This is a genomic window from Deltaproteobacteria bacterium (genome assembly GCA_016219225.1).
Classification (GTDB): Bacteria; Desulfobacterota; RBG-13-43-22; order RBG-13-43-22; family RBG-13-43-22; genus RBG-13-43-22.
On sequence record JACRBX010000186.1, the window covers coordinates 1 to 15,824 of the forward strand.

The following is a 15,824-nucleotide window of genomic DNA, read 5'->3' on the forward strand; positions in this document are numbered from 1 at the left end:
AACGATGAGGCCATCGGGGTGCCGGCGGCCTTTCAGAACTCCTGGGACTTGTTTGACGTTATGGTGAACAAGTTCCGGGGTGTGGCCATCCTGGTGGGCGGCCTGGTCTTTGTGGGCATTCAATTAGTCCTCCGGAAGACCAAACTGGGAATTGTGGTTCGGGCCGGGGTGGAAAACAAAGAAATCGTCCAGGTCATGGGATACAACATCCAACGCATCTTCTCGGGCGTTTTTGCCGCCGGGGCGGCCCTGGCGGCCATGGGCGGGGTGATGATCTCCCTGTTCAACGGACATATCTATCCGAATATGGGCGATGAAAATCTTATTTTCGCCTTGATCGTGGTGATCATCGGCGGCATGGGGTCGGTGACCGGCAGTTTTCTGGGGGCCCTGATGGTCGGTCTGGCCTTTAATTATGTGGCCTTTCTGGTGCCGAAGGTCGCTCTGGGGGTCAATATTATGATTATGGCTATTATATTGCTCATCCGGCCCAAAGGCCTCATGGGCCGGGATTAGACAAGGAGGCAAAGGTGACAGACATCAGTCCGGTTCAACAGGACAGGCTTTATGAGCAGCAAACCCGGTATACCCGGCCGACCTTCTACATTCAATTAATCCTGGTGGCAGTTTTGCTGACCATTCCCTGGGCCTTTTCCTCTTTCAGGGTCATGGATTTAGTGGCCAAGATCATGATCTTCGCTGTCTTTGTAGCCTCCTATGACCTTTTGCTCGGTTACAGCGGACTGCTCTCCCTGGGCCATTCCCTGTTTTTCGGCATCGGGGCCTATTCCCTGGCCCTGGCCGTCTACCATTCCAAAGACCCCGGCTGGGCGCACATCTTCCTGGCCGTTGGTGTCGCCCTGGGTCTGAGTATTTCCATGGCCCTGGTCATCGCCTTTTTTTCCCTACGGGTCAAGGCCATTTTTTTTGCCATGATGACTCTGGCCCTGGCCGAATTTGCCTATATCCTGGCTATCCAGTGGTATGACGTGACCAAGGCCGAAGACGGGGTTTCCTTTAAACTGCCGGGCATCTTCAATGTGGACTGGTCGGCAGCAAATTTTTTGGGGATGGAAGTCAACGGCCGGCTTATGGCCTATTATTTTATCCTGATCGTCTCGGTGATCCTTTTTATCGTCATGCTCCGTTTTGTCCGCTCTCCGGTGGGTCAGGTCCTCAAGGCCATACGGGACAACGAACCCCGGGCCACGGCCCTGGGCTACAAGACCTTCCGCTACCAGGTCTTTGCCATTGTTTTCGGATCGGCCATCGCCTCCCTGACCGGAATCCTTTTCGCCCTGTGGGTGAAATACGTCAACCCGGAATCGGTACTCGGTACCGCTCTGATGCTTAATGTACTGCTGATGGTCATCATCGGCGGCCTGGGCACGCTTTACGGCAGTCTCTTCGGGGCTTCCTTCATCAAAATTGCCGAGACCTGGCTCCCTGACCTCCAGAAGATTGCCAAGGAGCTTTTGCCCAACGTGGAAATAGCCCATCGTCTGGCCGAGCGCTGGATACTGTACTTCGGAATCCTTTTTATCCTGGTGGTCTTTTTCTTTCCCAAAGGCTTTGTCGGCACGGCCAGGGATATGATCAGACAACGGAAGGCGGCAGTCAGAAAGGAGGCCGGTGGTGCCTGATCCTAAGGCTAAGGCCGGTATCCTGAGTCTGGCTGCCTATATCCCCCGGGCCTATCATGATGCCGATTACATCGCCTCCCGGTCCGAAACCCCGGCCGAGGTCATCCGGACCAAACTGGGCTGGTATCAGAAAAATGTGCCCGGTCCTGGGGATCAGACCGTGGCCATGGGCCTGAAGGCCGCCCGGAAGGCCTTTTATCTTTCGGGGTTGGCGCCTTCCGATATCGATCTGGTCATCTGGAGCGGGGAAGAGGTCAAGGAATACCGCAACTGGCCGGTGGGGCCCAAGATCCAGAAGGAACTGGGTTTGAAAAAGGCCTGGTCTTTTGATATCCAGCAGCGCTGCGGCACTACTATGGTGGCTCTTAAACTGGCCCGGGACATGATCCGGGCCGACGACCGGATCAACAATATCCTCATCGTTTCCGGTTACCGCAATTCCGATCTGATCCACTATCCCAACCCCAGGGTGCGCTGGATGTACTTTCTGGCAGCCGGCGGGGCGGCCTGTCTGGTCCAGAGAAATTGTCCCCACAACGAGATCCTGGAAGGCCACTTTATGACCGACGGCTCCTTTACCTGGGATGTCTATGTTCCCCAGGGGGGCTCGGCCCAACCCATGACCCTTCAAGGGCTGGAAGAAGGGAAACAGTATTTAGACGTCCTGGACCCGGTAGGCATGAAGGATCGCCTGGAGAGGCTGAGTTTAAGCAACTGGCTTTATTGCATCGACCAGGCCCTTGAAAAAAGCGGCTACAGCCGGGCCGATGTCGATTACCTGGCCACCCTGCTGGTCAAGCGCAGCGCCCATGACTATCTGATGAACCAGTTGGGGCTGAAACCGGAACAGACCCGGTATTTTGAAGAGTTCGGCCATCAGGGCCAGAACGATCAGATCCTTTCCCTGGATTTGGCTGTTGAAGAGGGCCGTCTCAAGGACGGGGATCTGGTGCTGATGATCTCGGCCGGCATCGGATATGCCTGGGATGTGCTGGTCATGCGCTGGGGCAGTGAAGGCAATGATTAATTTAATAGTATAGGAAATTCCTTTTTGGACGCAGATTGACTCGGATCGGCAGATTTTCGCCGATCATGCCGATTGCCAGGATTTAATTTGAAAAAAAGTTTCAAGTTGCAAGATGCAGGTTCAGATTTCCATTTTGAGCTTTGAGCCTGTTTCTTGGTAACAATTTAGCCCTTTGAAAAACTTGAAACTTTACTTGAAAAATCCTGACTTTCGCATACCGTCATTCCGGTGAAAACCGGAATCCAGGTGTTATGCTGAGACGAAAAGAACCTGGATTCCCGTTTTCACGGGAATGACAGAGAGGCTATCGACGTTTTTTCAAAAAGCTAAACTGATACGTTTCTTGAACCTGCGGGTATCGGCGAAAATCAGCGTCCCAATTTATTTTTCGACGGGATTTACCGGATTATTATGAACTGGATTCCGGCTTTCGCCGGAATGACGTAATGCGAGCTTTGGCGACTTTTTACACGTTCATCAATTAATGATGCCCATGTAAAAACTCGTCATTCCCGCGCAAGCGGGAATCCAGAGACCATTGGGACAAGTGGGGCGATCCTCATGACGTCATTCCCGCGCAGGCGGGAATCCAGAATTAAAAATTATCAATCCTGTTAATCCTGTCAAATAAAAAATTTACGGAAAGTTTACGGAGAAGGCATCAATGCTCTACGGAGATTGGATAGGACGGTGGGGGAAAAGTTTTCCCGAGGCCGAGGCCATTGTGGATATCGGAAGGAACCGCCGTTACACTTACGGGGAACTCAGCCTCGATGTCAATCGTCTGGCCCATTTTCTTTCGGACGAACTCAGAATAAAAAAAGGCGACCGGGTGGCGGCGCTGGCCTTCAACCGGGCCGACTACATCACCCTTTTTCTGGCAACGAGTCGATTAGGGGCTATATTGGTGCCCCTTAATTTTCGGCTGACCATCGATGAATTGATCTATTATTTTGAGGATGCCGCCCCCAGGGCCTTTTTCTTCGATCAGGACCATGTCCAGACCGCCGGCGAACTCCGGTCCAGGATCAAGGTGGACCATTTTGTCTGCCTGGATGCGGATGAAAGGGTCGGCCGAAGCCTGCCGGCCCTTTGGGATCAATTGCCATCCACCCCATACCCCGAATGCGGCTTGAGCCCCCATGATCCTCAGTTGATCATCTATACCTCAGGGACCACCGGGTTGCCCAAAGGGGTGGTCATGACTTATGGCATGATCACCTGGAACTCGATCAATACCATCATCGGCTGGGGCTTTAACCGGGGGGAACGGACCATCCTGCACCCGGCCCTGTTTTATACGGCCGGCTGGAATGTCTTTACCCTGCCCCTTTTTCACGCCCTGGGGACCAATATCCTGATCCAGCGTTTCGAGGCGGACCTGGTCCTGGACCTGATCGAGAGGGAGCGGATCACCGTCTTTTTTGCCGTTCCCACCATGTACCAGATGATGATCGAATCCCCCAAATTCAAGGCCACGGATTTCTCCAGTGTCTGGTTTCTGGTCTCCGGCGGCGCCCCTTTGACCGAAAAAATCTTTGAGACCTTCAAGAAAGAAAAAGGGATCCATCTTCGGGAAGGATACGGCCTGACCGAAGTGGGGCCGAACTGTTTCCAGGCGAATGGGAAGCTGAAGACTGTGGGTCATCCCATGCCCCATGTGGATATGAAACTCATTGACGGTCAGGGCCGGGAAGCAGCCATGGGCCAGGAGGGGGAGCTCCTTTTCCGTGGCGATCAGTTATGCGCCGGCTACTGGAACAAGCCCCAGGCCACGGCCGAGGCCATCCAGGACGGCTGGTTTTATACCGGTGACCTGGCCAGGGTAGATGCAGACGGCCATCTGGCCATCGTGGGCCGCAAAAAGGATATGCTCATCTCCGGAGGGATCAATATCTATCCGGCGGAAATCGAGCGGATCATCGAGGCCCATCCTGCGGTGGCCGCCGTGGCCGTTATCGGTGTGGCCGATGAAAAGTGGGGTGAGGTGGGCAAGGCCTGCATCGAACTCAAAGCCGGCAAAAGCCTGACGTTACCCGAACTTCAGGAATTCCTGGCCGACAAAATGGCCAAATATAAAATTCCCAAATATCTGGTGGTGGTGGAGGCCCTGCCCAGAACAGTGGCTTCGGAAAAGGTGCGCAAGTTCGTGCTCAAGGAAAAGCACGGGAAAGCGGATAATAATTAAATAAGGAAGTTAATGAGAAATGATTGAATCAGACGACCAAATCGGCATTATAAGTTACGGACTCTACACCCCGACCGGATTCGAGATCGCCGACGAAATAGCCGGCAGGGCAGGGTTGTCATCTGAAGCGGTGCGGGCCCTGGGGACCGAGCGCAAGTGCAGACCCGCCGGGGATGACCAGCCAGTGTCTATGGCCGTCAAGGCCGCCAAACAGGCCTTTGAGCGGGCCGGGGGGATAAAACCCGAAGAGGTGGATCTGGTCTTGTGGACCGGCGAGGAATACAAGGACTATATCGCCCAGACGGCCTCCATCCGGGTCCAGGAGGAGACTGGCTGCCGAAAGGCCTGGGCCTTTGACCTGGTCGATCAGGGAGTGACCCTGGTTCTTGGGCTGCGCATCGCCCGGGATATGATGCTGGGCGATAAGAATATCAACACAGTTCTTTTGGCCGGGGGGACCCGCAATGTGGATCTGGTGGACTACGCCAATCCCGATACCCACTTTATGCTGCCTTTTTCAGCCGGTGGCGGGGCGGTCTTACTGCGGCGGGGTCATGACCGTAACATTTTAGGGGCTATTGAACTGACCGTGGACTGCGAAATGGCCGATGAAGTGTATGTGCCCGGGGGCGGAACCCTGTATCCCTTCAGTGCGGATAATCTTGATTCGAAAATTATGTTCTTTCAGACGCCCCGGCCTGATGTGGTCAGGAATTACCTGGATGAACGCTGGCCCCAGGCCCTGGCCGAAACGGCCGCAAAGGTCCTTCCCGGCCGCAGGCCCGATTATCTGGCCTTGAGACACCTGACTCCAACCCAGCGCCACAATGTGCTGGACCAATTAGGCTTGAACACCGATCAATCCCCGGCCCTGGACCAATGGGGCTGTCATGGCACCAATGATGTGCTTCTATCGATGGACCTGGGCCTGAAAAGCGGGGCCGTCAAAGAGGGCGCTTCTATTGTCCTGGCCGCCGGCGGCATCGGCTTCACTTACGCCGCCGCCCTGATCCATTGGGGATCGTATTAGTTTAGTGCTATTGTCTGATAAGAGTGAAGGAGTAGTTATCGTGGCCGGCCCCGATTTAGCAGATTAAAATGGCTGACGACCGATTTCCTATCCTGAGAGATGTGAGTGTCTGGGTCTTCTGGCTGGGGCTCCTTTTTCTGACCTGGGTACCCTCGGCCCTTTCGGAGGAGATAAGCTGCGAAGCGGAGATAAAATTTCAGGATGGGGGAAAACATCTCATCGATCTCAAGTTGATTTTGGAAAAGAATCTCATTGTCGGCCTGGTCTTTCATAAAATCGAAAGTTTCACTGCCAAAGGAAACCCGATGGCCCTTTGGACCTGCTCGGTCGACACCACCAATCTGGACGAGGATCACCGGATAAAATGGTCGCGAAAGGGAAACCGGACGACTTTCGAGATCTTCGAAAAAGATACCGGGGATACATCCGCGGTCAGGATTGATAAAACGGGGAAGGGCTATAAGGTGTCCTTCGTGGAAATGTCGCACTATTATTCCGGTATGACCCAGTATCCAGCCAGCGTCCTCATTGAGAAGGGAATTAAGGAATGCGCCGTGACCCCCCGTTAAGGCGCTCTTCTTGAGTCCTAAGGCTGCCGGCCATGGGGAACGTTATTTTCCTTCTGATTCTCTCTTTATTAGGCCAGACCATTGGCTTCGAGGCCCTGGCGGCCCGGTTCCCCGATTCGGTGGAAAAAAAGATCATTTTCCGGGGGGACATGGCCCGGAAAATGGCTTTACTGCTGGGCTTCGAAATCAACCAGGAATCGGAGAGGCTTTATCCGCTGGGGCAGCAGGATACCTGGGCCATTGCCCTCCGCGAGCACCCCCGGGATCCGGCAGTTGTCTCCGATAAGAACAGGTCCAACCGCATTCATTATATTCCCAAGCCGGAGCCCTACCTGATCATGGAAGGCAACTGGCTGGATACCCATACGGGACCCTCTCCGGGAAACCCCCGGTTTATGTTTAATTCCCCGATCATTTCTGAAGGATCAACCCAGATGGAATGGGCCCGGCTTTTGAATCATCTTTTGGCCAAGGGCCGCATACCCAAGGCGGATGGGCGCTATTGGGAGATTCTTTTTAAGGAGGATATAGCCGATCAAGGGAACCCTCTCTTTTCCATAACCGTCTACCGGCCCAGGGATAAGGATGTTCCCCCCAACCGGAAGGGATATTTTATCCTCATGAGATCCAATGATCCCCAATAAGGCCTTCTGGTCCGCCCCCCGCTTGCTATTTTGCCTCTCGGTCAATTTCATTCAGCAGTATTGGGTCACCCAGTAAAAGGCCTCTGTCAAGAGAAAAAACATCCCCGGCTGCAAGAAAGAGCATTTTTTTTCTTACAGAGCACACGCTGATAGAACTAACCCGAGGTCCCCAACATCTTTACCCTTGCTGAAATTTCAATCGTTGTTGTGTCAGGTCTTCTTCACTGCACCGGTCACCCATCAGGATCAAGGTCTTTGAAAGGCAAAGTGTGTAAAAAAACACTCCTTTGCTATAATTTTTCAAGACCCCTTCCGCCATAAGCGGACCAGAAAATCTTTAGTTACAAGCCGTGCCAAAATGTTTGGTAACAAATCTTATGGTTTTTAATCCAACCCTTGAGGGTGAATATTCCGGACCACTTTTACCAATGAGTCCGGATATTCGTTCCAAGTGTTCCGATTTAAGGTTCCAATCGATCCGGGGTTGTGCCAATTCCTTAACCCCCGGGTTAGGGATACTCGAGGAGGTAAGCGAGAATGGGGACTGGGTCCTTGAGAAAATGGACTGCGGCCTCTGGCCTTCTTCCATTTTCTCAAGGCTGTTTTGAACCTGAGTTAACACTCCGGAACTATTGGAACCCCTGCCCGGAATGGTTGGAACTAACCATCCGGACAGGCGGTCTCTATAACCGGTATATTCATGACCCCTTTCCTTACACCTTGATTTGCTCTTTTTTTAGCCTTGACCAGATTTTTTTGTTATTCTATACTTTACCCATAGAAAACCAGCTTCCTGTAAGATGAACTCAACGATGTGGGTAAAAAAGGAGTGTACCCGTATGTCACGTAATCTGGAAGAATTAGAATCTGAAGTCTTGAACCTTGGTCTTGAGGGGAGAGCCCAACTTGCCGAAAAACTTATATTGAGCCTGGATGCTCCCAAAGAAGAAGAAAATTTGCATCTCTGGATCGTTGAAGCCGAAAAACGGCTGAAAGAACTTAGGGAAGGCAAAGCCAAAGAAATTCCCGCCGAAGAAGCCTTTCGACGAGCAAGGGCAGCAATCACGTGATGGGGGTAAACTTTCATGAGGATGCCTACACCGAGATGGTTGATGCATCTAAATACTATGAAGAAAGGGCGAGTGGCCTTGGTATGTCCTTCCTTGATTCGGTTGAAGAAGCGGTTGACCAAGTCATGGCTAATCCAGAGTCATACATCCTCGTGAGCGATGAGGTGCGCCAAAAACTCTTGAGACGTTTCCCCTACAGTGTTCTTTACGTTATCGAACCTGACAACCTTCGAATCATAGCCATTGCCCACCAGAAACGTAGACCAGGATATTGGCATTATCGGTTGTAATGAGCCATCTGAATAAATATCCACATCACTTTTTTACCTTCGTCAAAGCAAAGGACAATGCTATAACTTATGGTGGGTGCGTTTTGGGGCTTCGGCTTCGGAACTACCCTGGTAGTGAATTTCGAAATAGATATAGAATAAAGGTCGGCCTGCATGATTAATTATGAGCAACGAGATACCGAGATACAACGAATGAGAAAGTTAATGGGGTCAAACCTTGATTTGTGATTATTTCTTGACGAGGCTCTTCAAGTTAATTTTTATTAAAAAAATTAGGTAACAAGACAGGTATTAAATGATATAATCGGTGCTTACTTCGGTCTTGCCTGTTCGGCTATCAGCCGACGTGCCAAAATTATTAGCGACAGGATTGCAGTGGATTGTGAGATAGGGTGTCAATAGGAAAAGCATAAATCACAAATCAAGGTGACCCCTTTCATGGTTTCGGGGAACAGAACTGTGAAACCATAAAGGTATCCATTGCAGAAGGTAACGAGAGCGTGCTGGGGTTTTACAGGAGATTTGGTTTCGCAGAAAGATTTATTATAATGCAAAAGAATGCCCACCCACCGATCGGATCAATCGGTTGGAAAGGCGCCCGCCTCTCGAAAACTTTGATGCTATGAAAAAAAAACACGGCCTTAATCTTTACCATTTCCCTCACCGAAGACGAGTCGCCCCATCACGCCGCCGACATGGTGGGCGATCAAGGTGAACGTCTGCACCAGATGGCGTCGGTGGGAAGTCAGAGTCACCAGATAGCGCGGGCAATCGATTGGTTGAAGAGTAACTCCACACGGCCGTTGCGTATCGATGACTCGCAAAGCAAGTCCATATGAGTACATCGACCTTCCACCATCATTTCCGAGCGCTGACGGCTATCAGTCCACTGCAGTACCAAAAATGGTTGCGTTTGAATGAAGCGCGGCGGTTAATGCTCACGGAACTCCTGTATGCGGCGACCGCGGTGTTCCAGGTCGGCTACGGGAGCCCTTCCCTGTTCAGCCGCGAGTACTGCCGTGTGTTTGGCGCGCCGCCGTTACGCGATATCAAGAGCTTGCGTCACATTTCTGTCCATGAAAGGTTTAATTTTTCAGCCAATTTATGTGACAAATTCTGTAAATGTTTAGACGTAAAGAGAAAGTAGGGCCGAAGGCACGGGAACAAATGCCAAATACATAATTTTTTGTAATACCTCCTTTCTCTAAAAAATTTTAGGGCTTTATTGACATCCGGCCTTCCTTACGATATATTCCTTTGATCAGAGATTTATCAGACAGGTAAAAAGCGTTGGGTTAACCGCCTATTCTTAGGAACCTGATTGTTTATCCCAGAATCCGAATAGAAAGGCAGTGGGGAATCCGATCTTTTACGCCGCACTCCGCAATCTAAATATGATAAGTCCAAACAATCCGCAATCCATTTATGACATCATCGTTATCGGTGCCGGGGCCTCGGGGATGATGGCCGCCGGCCGGGCCGCCGAGTCAGGGGCCCGGGTCCTGCTGCTGGAAAAGATGGACCGGGCCGGGTTGAAGCTGGGCATAACCGGCAAAGGCCGATGCAATCTGACTAATCTCGGGGATATGCAGACCTTTCTGGAGAGCTATAAACCGGACGGCAGGTTTTTGAGAAATTGTTTCGCCCGTTTTTTTAATCAGGATTTGATGCAATTTTTTGAAGACCGGGGGGTGCCCCTGACCGTAGAAAGAGGGCAAAGGGTCTTTCCAAAATCGAACCGGGCACTGGATGTGGTTTCCTGCCTGCTGCGTTTTATGAGAGATAAAGGGGTCAGCCTGATTAAGGATCAGGCGGTAAAGGAGATCCTGGTCCAATCCGGCAGGGTAGAAGGGGTCAGAACCGGTCAGGACACTTTTAAGGCCCGGGCCGTAATCCTGGCGGCCGGAGGGGCTTCTTATCCCAAGACCGGTTCTGCAGGGGACAGTTACCTTCTGGCCCGGAAGACGGGCCATAAAATTGCTCCAATTCGTCCCTTTTTGATTCCGTTGGTCATTAAAGAACCGTGGGTCAAAGAGCTTCAAGGACTGTCATTAAAAAATGTTTCCGCTGCCGTCTATGTCAACGGCCGGAAAGGGCCTTCGGAATTCGGAGAAATGCTCTTTACCCATTTCGGGGTTTCCGGTCCCATCATCCTGACCTTAAGTGGACAGGTGGTGGATGATTTGAATCAAGGAAAGGTGGAGCTATCCATGAATCTTAAACCCGCCCTGACCCAGGACCAGTTGGACGGCAGACTGCAAAGGGAATTCAAGGCCCATCACCTGAAAGGGATCCAGGGAATCCTGAAATTTTTATTACCCAATAAGATGGTTCCGGTTTTTTTGAACCTTACCGGAATCCCTGGGGATAAAAAAGGAAATCAAATTACCGCCGAAGAACGTCTTCGTTTACGGACCCTGTTGACTGATCTTCGGATGACCGTTAAGGGGACCCGACCCCTCGAAGAAGCCATCGTCACGGCCGGAGGGGTTCAGCTTTCCGAGGTGGATCCCAAAACCCTAGAATCCAGGATCGTTTCAGGACTTTTCCTATGCGGCGAGGTCCTGGACATTCAAGGAATGACCGGCGGCTATAATCTCCAGGCCGCTTTTTCCACCGGCTGGGTGGCCGGGGAGAGCGCGGCAAGACAAGTTATGGGTTGCGGGTTACAGGTTACGAGTTCTAAAAACCTTTTTGAAACTCCTGATACGGGGTGAAGTCAAACGTTGGCTTGACCGAAAGGGAAAGGAGAAAAAGGGATTCTTTTGAGGGATCTGGAGCAGTGGGGGGTTGAAATAAGCCGTTACCTATTCGGCGCAGGGATAAGGAGTGCAGCCCCCCAAAAACTTAAGCATATTTCTCCTTAGGTCCCTAAATTTTTTTTCAAGCGGGCCAGTGATCTGCGGAAGCCCCGAAATCCTGATCAAAGGCGTCCTCATAGAAGGGACAATACCTTGTGAATCAGACCGGTCCTGTTCTTGACCGCGGTCTTTTCAAAAATGCTTCTCAGGTGATTCTTTACCGTCCCCTCGCTGATAAAAAGCCTGCCGGCAATCTCGGCATTCCTGTACCCTTTGTAGATATAGGACACTATCTCGGCTTCTCTCTTCGTGAGACCGAAATCCATTCTGGCTGCCTGATCATCGATTTTCGGATATACTGGGAGTGTCTCCATGGTGACGAGGAAAAGCGGACCATCGGAATCCGCCAGGATCCTATTCACCAGCCTGATGCGAAAAAGGCATTTCTCAGAAGGGGAGACCCAGATGATTCGTTCTCTCACAGCAGGTGAACCCCGGCCGACTTCCTGACCATTCTCAAAATAGTTCTCCAGGGCGACACAATCATCCAGGACAGGGGGTGGAATGATCGAAGCGACACGATGATGTTTATTGTCCGGAAGGTTCTCTTTCTTTATGCCCGCACAGATATCTGCCGCTTTTCTGTTGATGAATACCGGCCTTTTCTCAAGATCAAGCACCAGGATTCCGGCGTCCGTACTATCGAGGATCATCCGGAAGAAACTGCCCTTCTTCTTTACTTCTTCGATCATCTGAATTCTATCGAAAGCAGCGGACAGATGCGAGGAAACCATGTCTCCGGCAGCGAGGTCCTCGTCGTTGAACATCCGGTTATCGGATCTGTGAGTACATATCAGCGAGGTGAGTTTGTTCCTCAAGCGGATGTAGACGGCCATCTGTCGCCGGATCTTCTGAGGCCTGATAAAATCGTTGTAGTATTCGGTCCTTTGAAAATCATTGTAGGGGACGATCCGCTCCATGGAAAGGGATGTTCCCCGAAAAAATCCAAGGTTGGTTGGGTCGAGGGGATTGTTTCTGAAATAGTAGTCCCGGTACATCGGAAAAAACCGATGCTGGATATTCACTTCAAAGGGTTCGATTGCTCTGTTGTTCTGATCGATCAGCCAGATGATGGTACTGTCGGAGCGAAAGGCACGGCGTATCGGGTGAAGGGTTTCGGACCGCAGCGTTTCGATATCCTGAGCGCTGCTGGCGATTCGGGCAAACTCCATCAAATCTGAAATGCGGTCTGAAGAAAGTCTTAGGGACCCCATAGTCTTCCCCAGCACAAAAAATATTGAATGAATAACATTATTTTATACCGGAACCACGTGGAAATCAAGAAGTATTGAGGACTCGAATGGATTCGTATGCCCTGGTGGTTGTGTTGGCGCGAAAAGATTCTGAATTACCCCAAAAATGTTACTTTCGTTATATTGCCTTCTGAAAGATCATGAGCTTATAATCAAGGAAAAACTTGTAGAAAGTACGCGTCACGGGCCAACGGTTTTAGTGCCCGGTGGGAAGGAGGAAAAAAATGGCTGAGTTCACAGGGGCGGAAGTATTGGTAAAGGCCCTCAGAAAAGAGGGGATTCAACACGTTTTCGGAATCAGCGGGCATGGCCTCGTGGCCTTCATGGAGGCCCTGCGAAGGGAGGATGGAATCGATTTCTTTTCCACAAGACATGAAGAAAACGCTGCCCACATGGCAGACGGCTGGGCAAGGGCAACGGGCAGGATCGGAGTCTGCTGTTCAACCGTGGGGTCCGGCGCCGCTAACCTGGCCGGCGGGCTCTACGAAGCCTACGCGGACAGTTCACCGGTTCTGGCCATCACGGCCAATGTACAAACCTTTCTCAGTTATCCGTTCGTGGGAGCCCTCGAGGACATGGATTCGCTTTCATTATACAAGCCCATCACCAAATGGAACGCGGCGGTCCATCAATGGTCAAGAATTCCCGAACTGGTCCAGAGGGCTTTCCGGGAAGCCTTGACCGGAAGACCCGGTCCGGTGCATCTGGACATTCCCCTGGATATCATGCTTCAAAAGGGGGAAATCGGGAACTTGCCGGTCCCTGAAAACTATCGTCCAATCGGACGTTGCCGGGGGGATTGGAAGATGATTGAAAGAGCGGCCCGGTTGCTCCTGGAGGCTGAAAGGCCCCTGCTCGTGGCCGGCGGGGGGGTGATCGCATCAGAAGCCTGTGAGGAGTTTCAGGCCCTGGCGGATCTTCTTGGAGCAGCCGCAACGAGTACCCCTATGGGCTCTGGGGCCATTTCCGCCCGTCACCCCATATTTTTCGGCGATGGCGGATGGTTGGGCGGCAATGCCGTAATGCAGGCGCTGCAGGAAGCGGATTTGATCGTGGCGGTGGGGTGTCACTTTTCGTCATGGCTCGGCCTGGGCAAGCCACCCGTGATGTCGGCCCAATCCAAGCAGAAGATAGTCCAGATCGACATAGACCCGACTCAGTTGGGGAAAAAGGTGCCTATAGACATCGGCATTGCAGGGGATGCGAAGACTATCCTGGCTGACTTGCTTCTGGCCATAAAGGAATATGGCGGGAAAGGGAAGGCAAGTGAAAAATGGGTGAAAGGGCTTGTCGAGACTTACCGGCAATACATGATGAGTCTCGAACCCCTGCTCGGAGGAGAAAGCGGCCCGATCAGCATGGGCAGGCTCGCCAAGGATGTGGGGGAATACCTGGCGGATAAAGACGCCCTGGTGACCATTGATGGAGGCATGGTTTTCCACTGGGGATTCACCTACCTCAACGCCCTTCGGCCGCGTCAAAGATTCTTCTTTGCGGGGGGAGGCCACCTGGGTTGCGGCCAGCCCTTTTCCAATGCATTCAAGCTGGCTTTTCCCGGGCGTCCTGTCGTGAATTTCTGCGGAGACGGGGCTTTTGGGCTTACTCTGCAGGAACTGGATACGGCCGCACGACACAACCTGGCGGTGGTTCATGTGATCAACAATGACGGCGGTTGGGGAATGTGCAAGGCGGGCCAACTGGCTCTGTACGGGAACAAGGCTCTTGAGGGAATCGATCAGGACTTCTCTTCAGCAGACTATGCGAAGATCGCGATGGGTTTTGGTTGCTATGGAGAGCGGGTGGAAAACGCAAGTGACCTAAAGCCGGCGCTGAAAAGGGCCTTTGAATGCGGGAAGCCCGCAGTCCTGGATGTGAAAACCCAACTGGGTCCCCATCCGATGTTTGGTGTCATGGCCGCGGTGGTCTTTCAAGGGGTTCCCCTTTCCATGCCTGGACCCCCGCCTGGGCAATAGATGACACAGGAACTCTTACCCGATCCGGGATATGGGAGGTCATGGCCGTTCACCCTGTTAAATGGGATAAGCCTGGTTTGGGGTGACTGCGATACCAGAAAAAAGTAAGAATCGGAAGAAGAAAATAGACGGCCCCTATTAAACAGGGCAAGGATAGTCTAAGGCGTCAAAAGCTTTTTCTCGTCGGTTGTCTTTAGATCGGTAGATAATTCGGAATGTTTCCGGGATTTCATTAGATTAATATGACCAGGAGTGCCGCCCCGCTCGCCGGACGGCACTCTATTCGTTACTGAAATTCTCGTCTATTTTGTCTGTTCCAGGAAATCCACCGCCAGATTCGCCATAGCCCGAACGCCGACAATTAATGCTGCCTCATCCATGGTGTAGTAGGGGGAATGATTGAAATAGGGCTTGGCACCCTTTGTCAGACTGCCAAGAAAGAAAAACAGTCCGGGTACCTTTGTCTGATACCAGGCAAAATCCTCGCCAGAGGTTGTCTTCACGGCTTCCATATAGAAATTCTTGGAAACACGCTTTAGGGTCGGCTCCATTTTAGCGAAGAGCTTTGGATCATTAAAAGTAACCGGGAGGCCGTAGTCCGGGATTGACACTTCAGCGGTAGCACCGGAGGCCTGGGCAATAGCCGGTACCATCTTTTTGATACGCTCATGGACTTGTTTCCGCATTGTGGGGTCAAAAGTCCGTATGGTTCCTTCCATCTCAACCATCTGGGGAATGGAATTATGCGCGTCGCCTCCATGAATCGCCCCGATCGATACCACTACGGCGGTCTTGGTCAGATCAGACTGCCGGCTCACCACGGTTTGCAAAGCTTGAATGATCTGAGCGGAGATTACGATAGGATCCACTCCGGTCCATGGGTTTCCTCCATGGGTTGGAGTGCCTTTCACTGTGATTTTAAAAGAATCCGCACTGGCCATGGTTCCTTCGCTCCGCGCGGCCAACATTCCGGCAGGGTAGGGGGCGACATGAAGTCCGAAAATCGCTTGGGGTGCGGGATTTTCCAGGACACCGGCTTTAATCATTTCCCCCGCACCGCCGGGCGGCTCCTCTTCAGCCGGTTGGAATATGAATTTGACGGTACCGGGGAGTTTATCCTTCAAACCGGCCAGGACTTCGGCTGCGCCCATCAGAATCGCCGTATGATTGTCATGGCCGCAGGCGTGCATCACGGGGACCTTGGCCCCTTTATATGTCGCTTCTACCTTGGAGGCATACGGCAGGCCGGTCAGTTCCTTGACCGGTAAGGCATCCA

General features: G+C 52.0%; 13 protein-coding genes and 1 pseudogene. 12 read left to right on the top strand and 2 right to left on the bottom strand.

The window, feature by feature from the left end; genetic code table 11:
* The 11 genes and pseudogenes from HY879_15965 to HY879_16015 form a co-directional block, all read left to right on the top strand.
* A partial coding sequence (locus HY879_15965; protein MBI5604836.1) for a branched-chain amino acid ABC transporter permease occupies positions 1–516 on the top strand: 516 nt, incomplete at its 5' end.
* 14 nt (positions 517–530) lie between these two features.
* On the top strand, positions 531–1,643 hold the full coding sequence (locus HY879_15970) for a branched-chain amino acid ABC transporter permease (protein ID MBI5604837.1): 1,113 nt from the start codon (positions 531–533) through the stop codon (positions 1,641–1,643).
* Positions 1,636–2,670 (top strand): 3-oxoacyl-ACP synthase, encoded by a 1,035-nt coding sequence (locus HY879_15975; GenBank protein ID MBI5604838.1) that lies wholly within the window; start codon positions 1,636–1,638, stop codon positions 2,668–2,670. The genes HY879_15970 and HY879_15975 overlap by 8 nt, the downstream gene beginning before the upstream one ends.
* A gap of 664 nt (positions 2,671–3,334) precedes the next feature.
* On the top strand, positions 3,335–4,858 hold the full coding sequence (locus tag HY879_15980) for an AMP-binding protein (protein ID MBI5604839.1): 1,524 nt from the start codon (positions 3,335–3,337) through the stop codon (positions 4,856–4,858).
* 19 nt (positions 4,859–4,877) lie between these two features.
* Positions 4,878–5,888: a hypothetical protein gene (locus tag HY879_15985; protein ID MBI5604840.1), complete on the top strand. Its 1,011-nt coding sequence runs from the start codon at positions 4,878–4,880 to the stop codon at positions 5,886–5,888.
* 68 nt (positions 5,889–5,956) lie between these two features.
* On the top strand, positions 5,957–6,457 hold the full coding sequence (locus tag HY879_15990) for a hypothetical protein (protein ID MBI5604841.1): 501 nt from the start codon (positions 5,957–5,959) through the stop codon (positions 6,455–6,457).
* A gap of 32 nt (positions 6,458–6,489) precedes the next feature.
* A complete protein-coding gene (locus HY879_15995) occupies positions 6,490–7,101 on the top strand; it encodes a hypothetical protein (protein MBI5604842.1) in 612 nt (203 codons plus the stop codon).
* 839 nt (positions 7,102–7,940) lie between these two features.
* The gene (locus HY879_16000) at positions 7,941–8,171 is read left to right on the top strand and encodes an addiction module protein (GenBank protein ID MBI5604843.1); all 231 of its coding nucleotides are present in this window, start codon (positions 7,941–7,943) and stop codon (positions 8,169–8,171) included.
* Positions 8,171–8,461 (top strand): type II toxin-antitoxin system RelE/ParE family toxin, encoded by a 291-nt coding sequence (locus HY879_16005; protein MBI5604844.1) that lies wholly within the window; start codon positions 8,171–8,173, stop codon positions 8,459–8,461. The genes HY879_16000 and HY879_16005 overlap by 1 nt, the downstream gene beginning before the upstream one ends.
* Positions 8,462–9,156: 695 nt before the next feature.
* Positions 9,157–9,608 (top strand): annotated as a pseudogene (locus tag HY879_16010) (helix-turn-helix transcriptional regulator).
* 247 nt (positions 9,609–9,855) lie between these two features.
* Positions 9,856–11,178: an NAD(P)/FAD-dependent oxidoreductase gene (locus tag HY879_16015; protein MBI5604845.1), complete on the top strand. Its 1,323-nt coding sequence runs from the start codon at positions 9,856–9,858 to the stop codon at positions 11,176–11,178.
* Positions 11,179–11,396: 218 nt separating this feature from the next.
* Here HY879_16015 and HY879_16020 read toward each other — a convergent pair whose 3' ends face one another.
* Positions 11,397–12,014: a hypothetical protein gene (locus HY879_16020; protein MBI5604846.1), complete on the bottom strand. Its 618-nt coding sequence runs from the start codon at positions 12,012–12,014 to the stop codon at positions 11,397–11,399.
* 785 nt (positions 12,015–12,799) lie between these two features.
* Between HY879_16020 and HY879_16025 the strand changes: the two genes are divergently transcribed.
* A complete protein-coding gene (locus HY879_16025; protein MBI5604847.1) occupies positions 12,800–14,548 on the top strand; it encodes a thiamine pyrophosphate-binding protein in 1,749 nt (582 codons plus the stop codon).
* A 302-nt stretch (positions 14,549–14,850) separates the two neighbouring features.
* Here HY879_16025 and HY879_16030 read toward each other — a convergent pair.
* Positions 14,851–15,824 (bottom strand): amidohydrolase (locus tag HY879_16030; protein ID MBI5604848.1); only part of this gene is annotated, 974 nt, incomplete at its 5' end.

Coding starts and splice junctions, on each gene's coding strand:
- HY879_15980 (MBI5604839.1), top strand. CDS start 3,335: ATGCTCTACGGAGATTGGATAGGACGGTGGGGGAAAAGTTTTCCCGAG.
- HY879_15985 (MBI5604840.1), top strand. CDS start 4,878: ATGATTGAATCAGACGACCAAATCGGCATTATAAGTTACGGACTCTAC.
- HY879_15990 (MBI5604841.1), top strand. CDS start 5,957: ATGGCTGACGACCGATTTCCTATCCTGAGAGATGTGAGTGTCTGGGTC.
- HY879_15995 (MBI5604842.1), top strand. CDS start 6,490: ATGGGGAACGTTATTTTCCTTCTGATTCTCTCTTTATTAGGCCAGACC.
- HY879_16000 (MBI5604843.1), top strand. CDS start 7,941: ATGTCACGTAATCTGGAAGAATTAGAATCTGAAGTCTTGAACCTTGGT.
- HY879_16005 (MBI5604844.1), top strand. CDS start 8,171: ATGGGGGTAAACTTTCATGAGGATGCCTACACCGAGATGGTTGATGCA.
- HY879_16015 (MBI5604845.1), top strand. CDS start 9,856: ATGATAAGTCCAAACAATCCGCAATCCATTTATGACATCATCGTTATC.
- HY879_16020 (MBI5604846.1), bottom strand. CDS start 12,014: ATGATCGAAGAAGTAAAGAAGAAGGGCAGTTTCTTCCGGATGATCCTC.
- HY879_16025 (MBI5604847.1), top strand. CDS start 12,800: ATGGCTGAGTTCACAGGGGCGGAAGTATTGGTAAAGGCCCTCAGAAAA.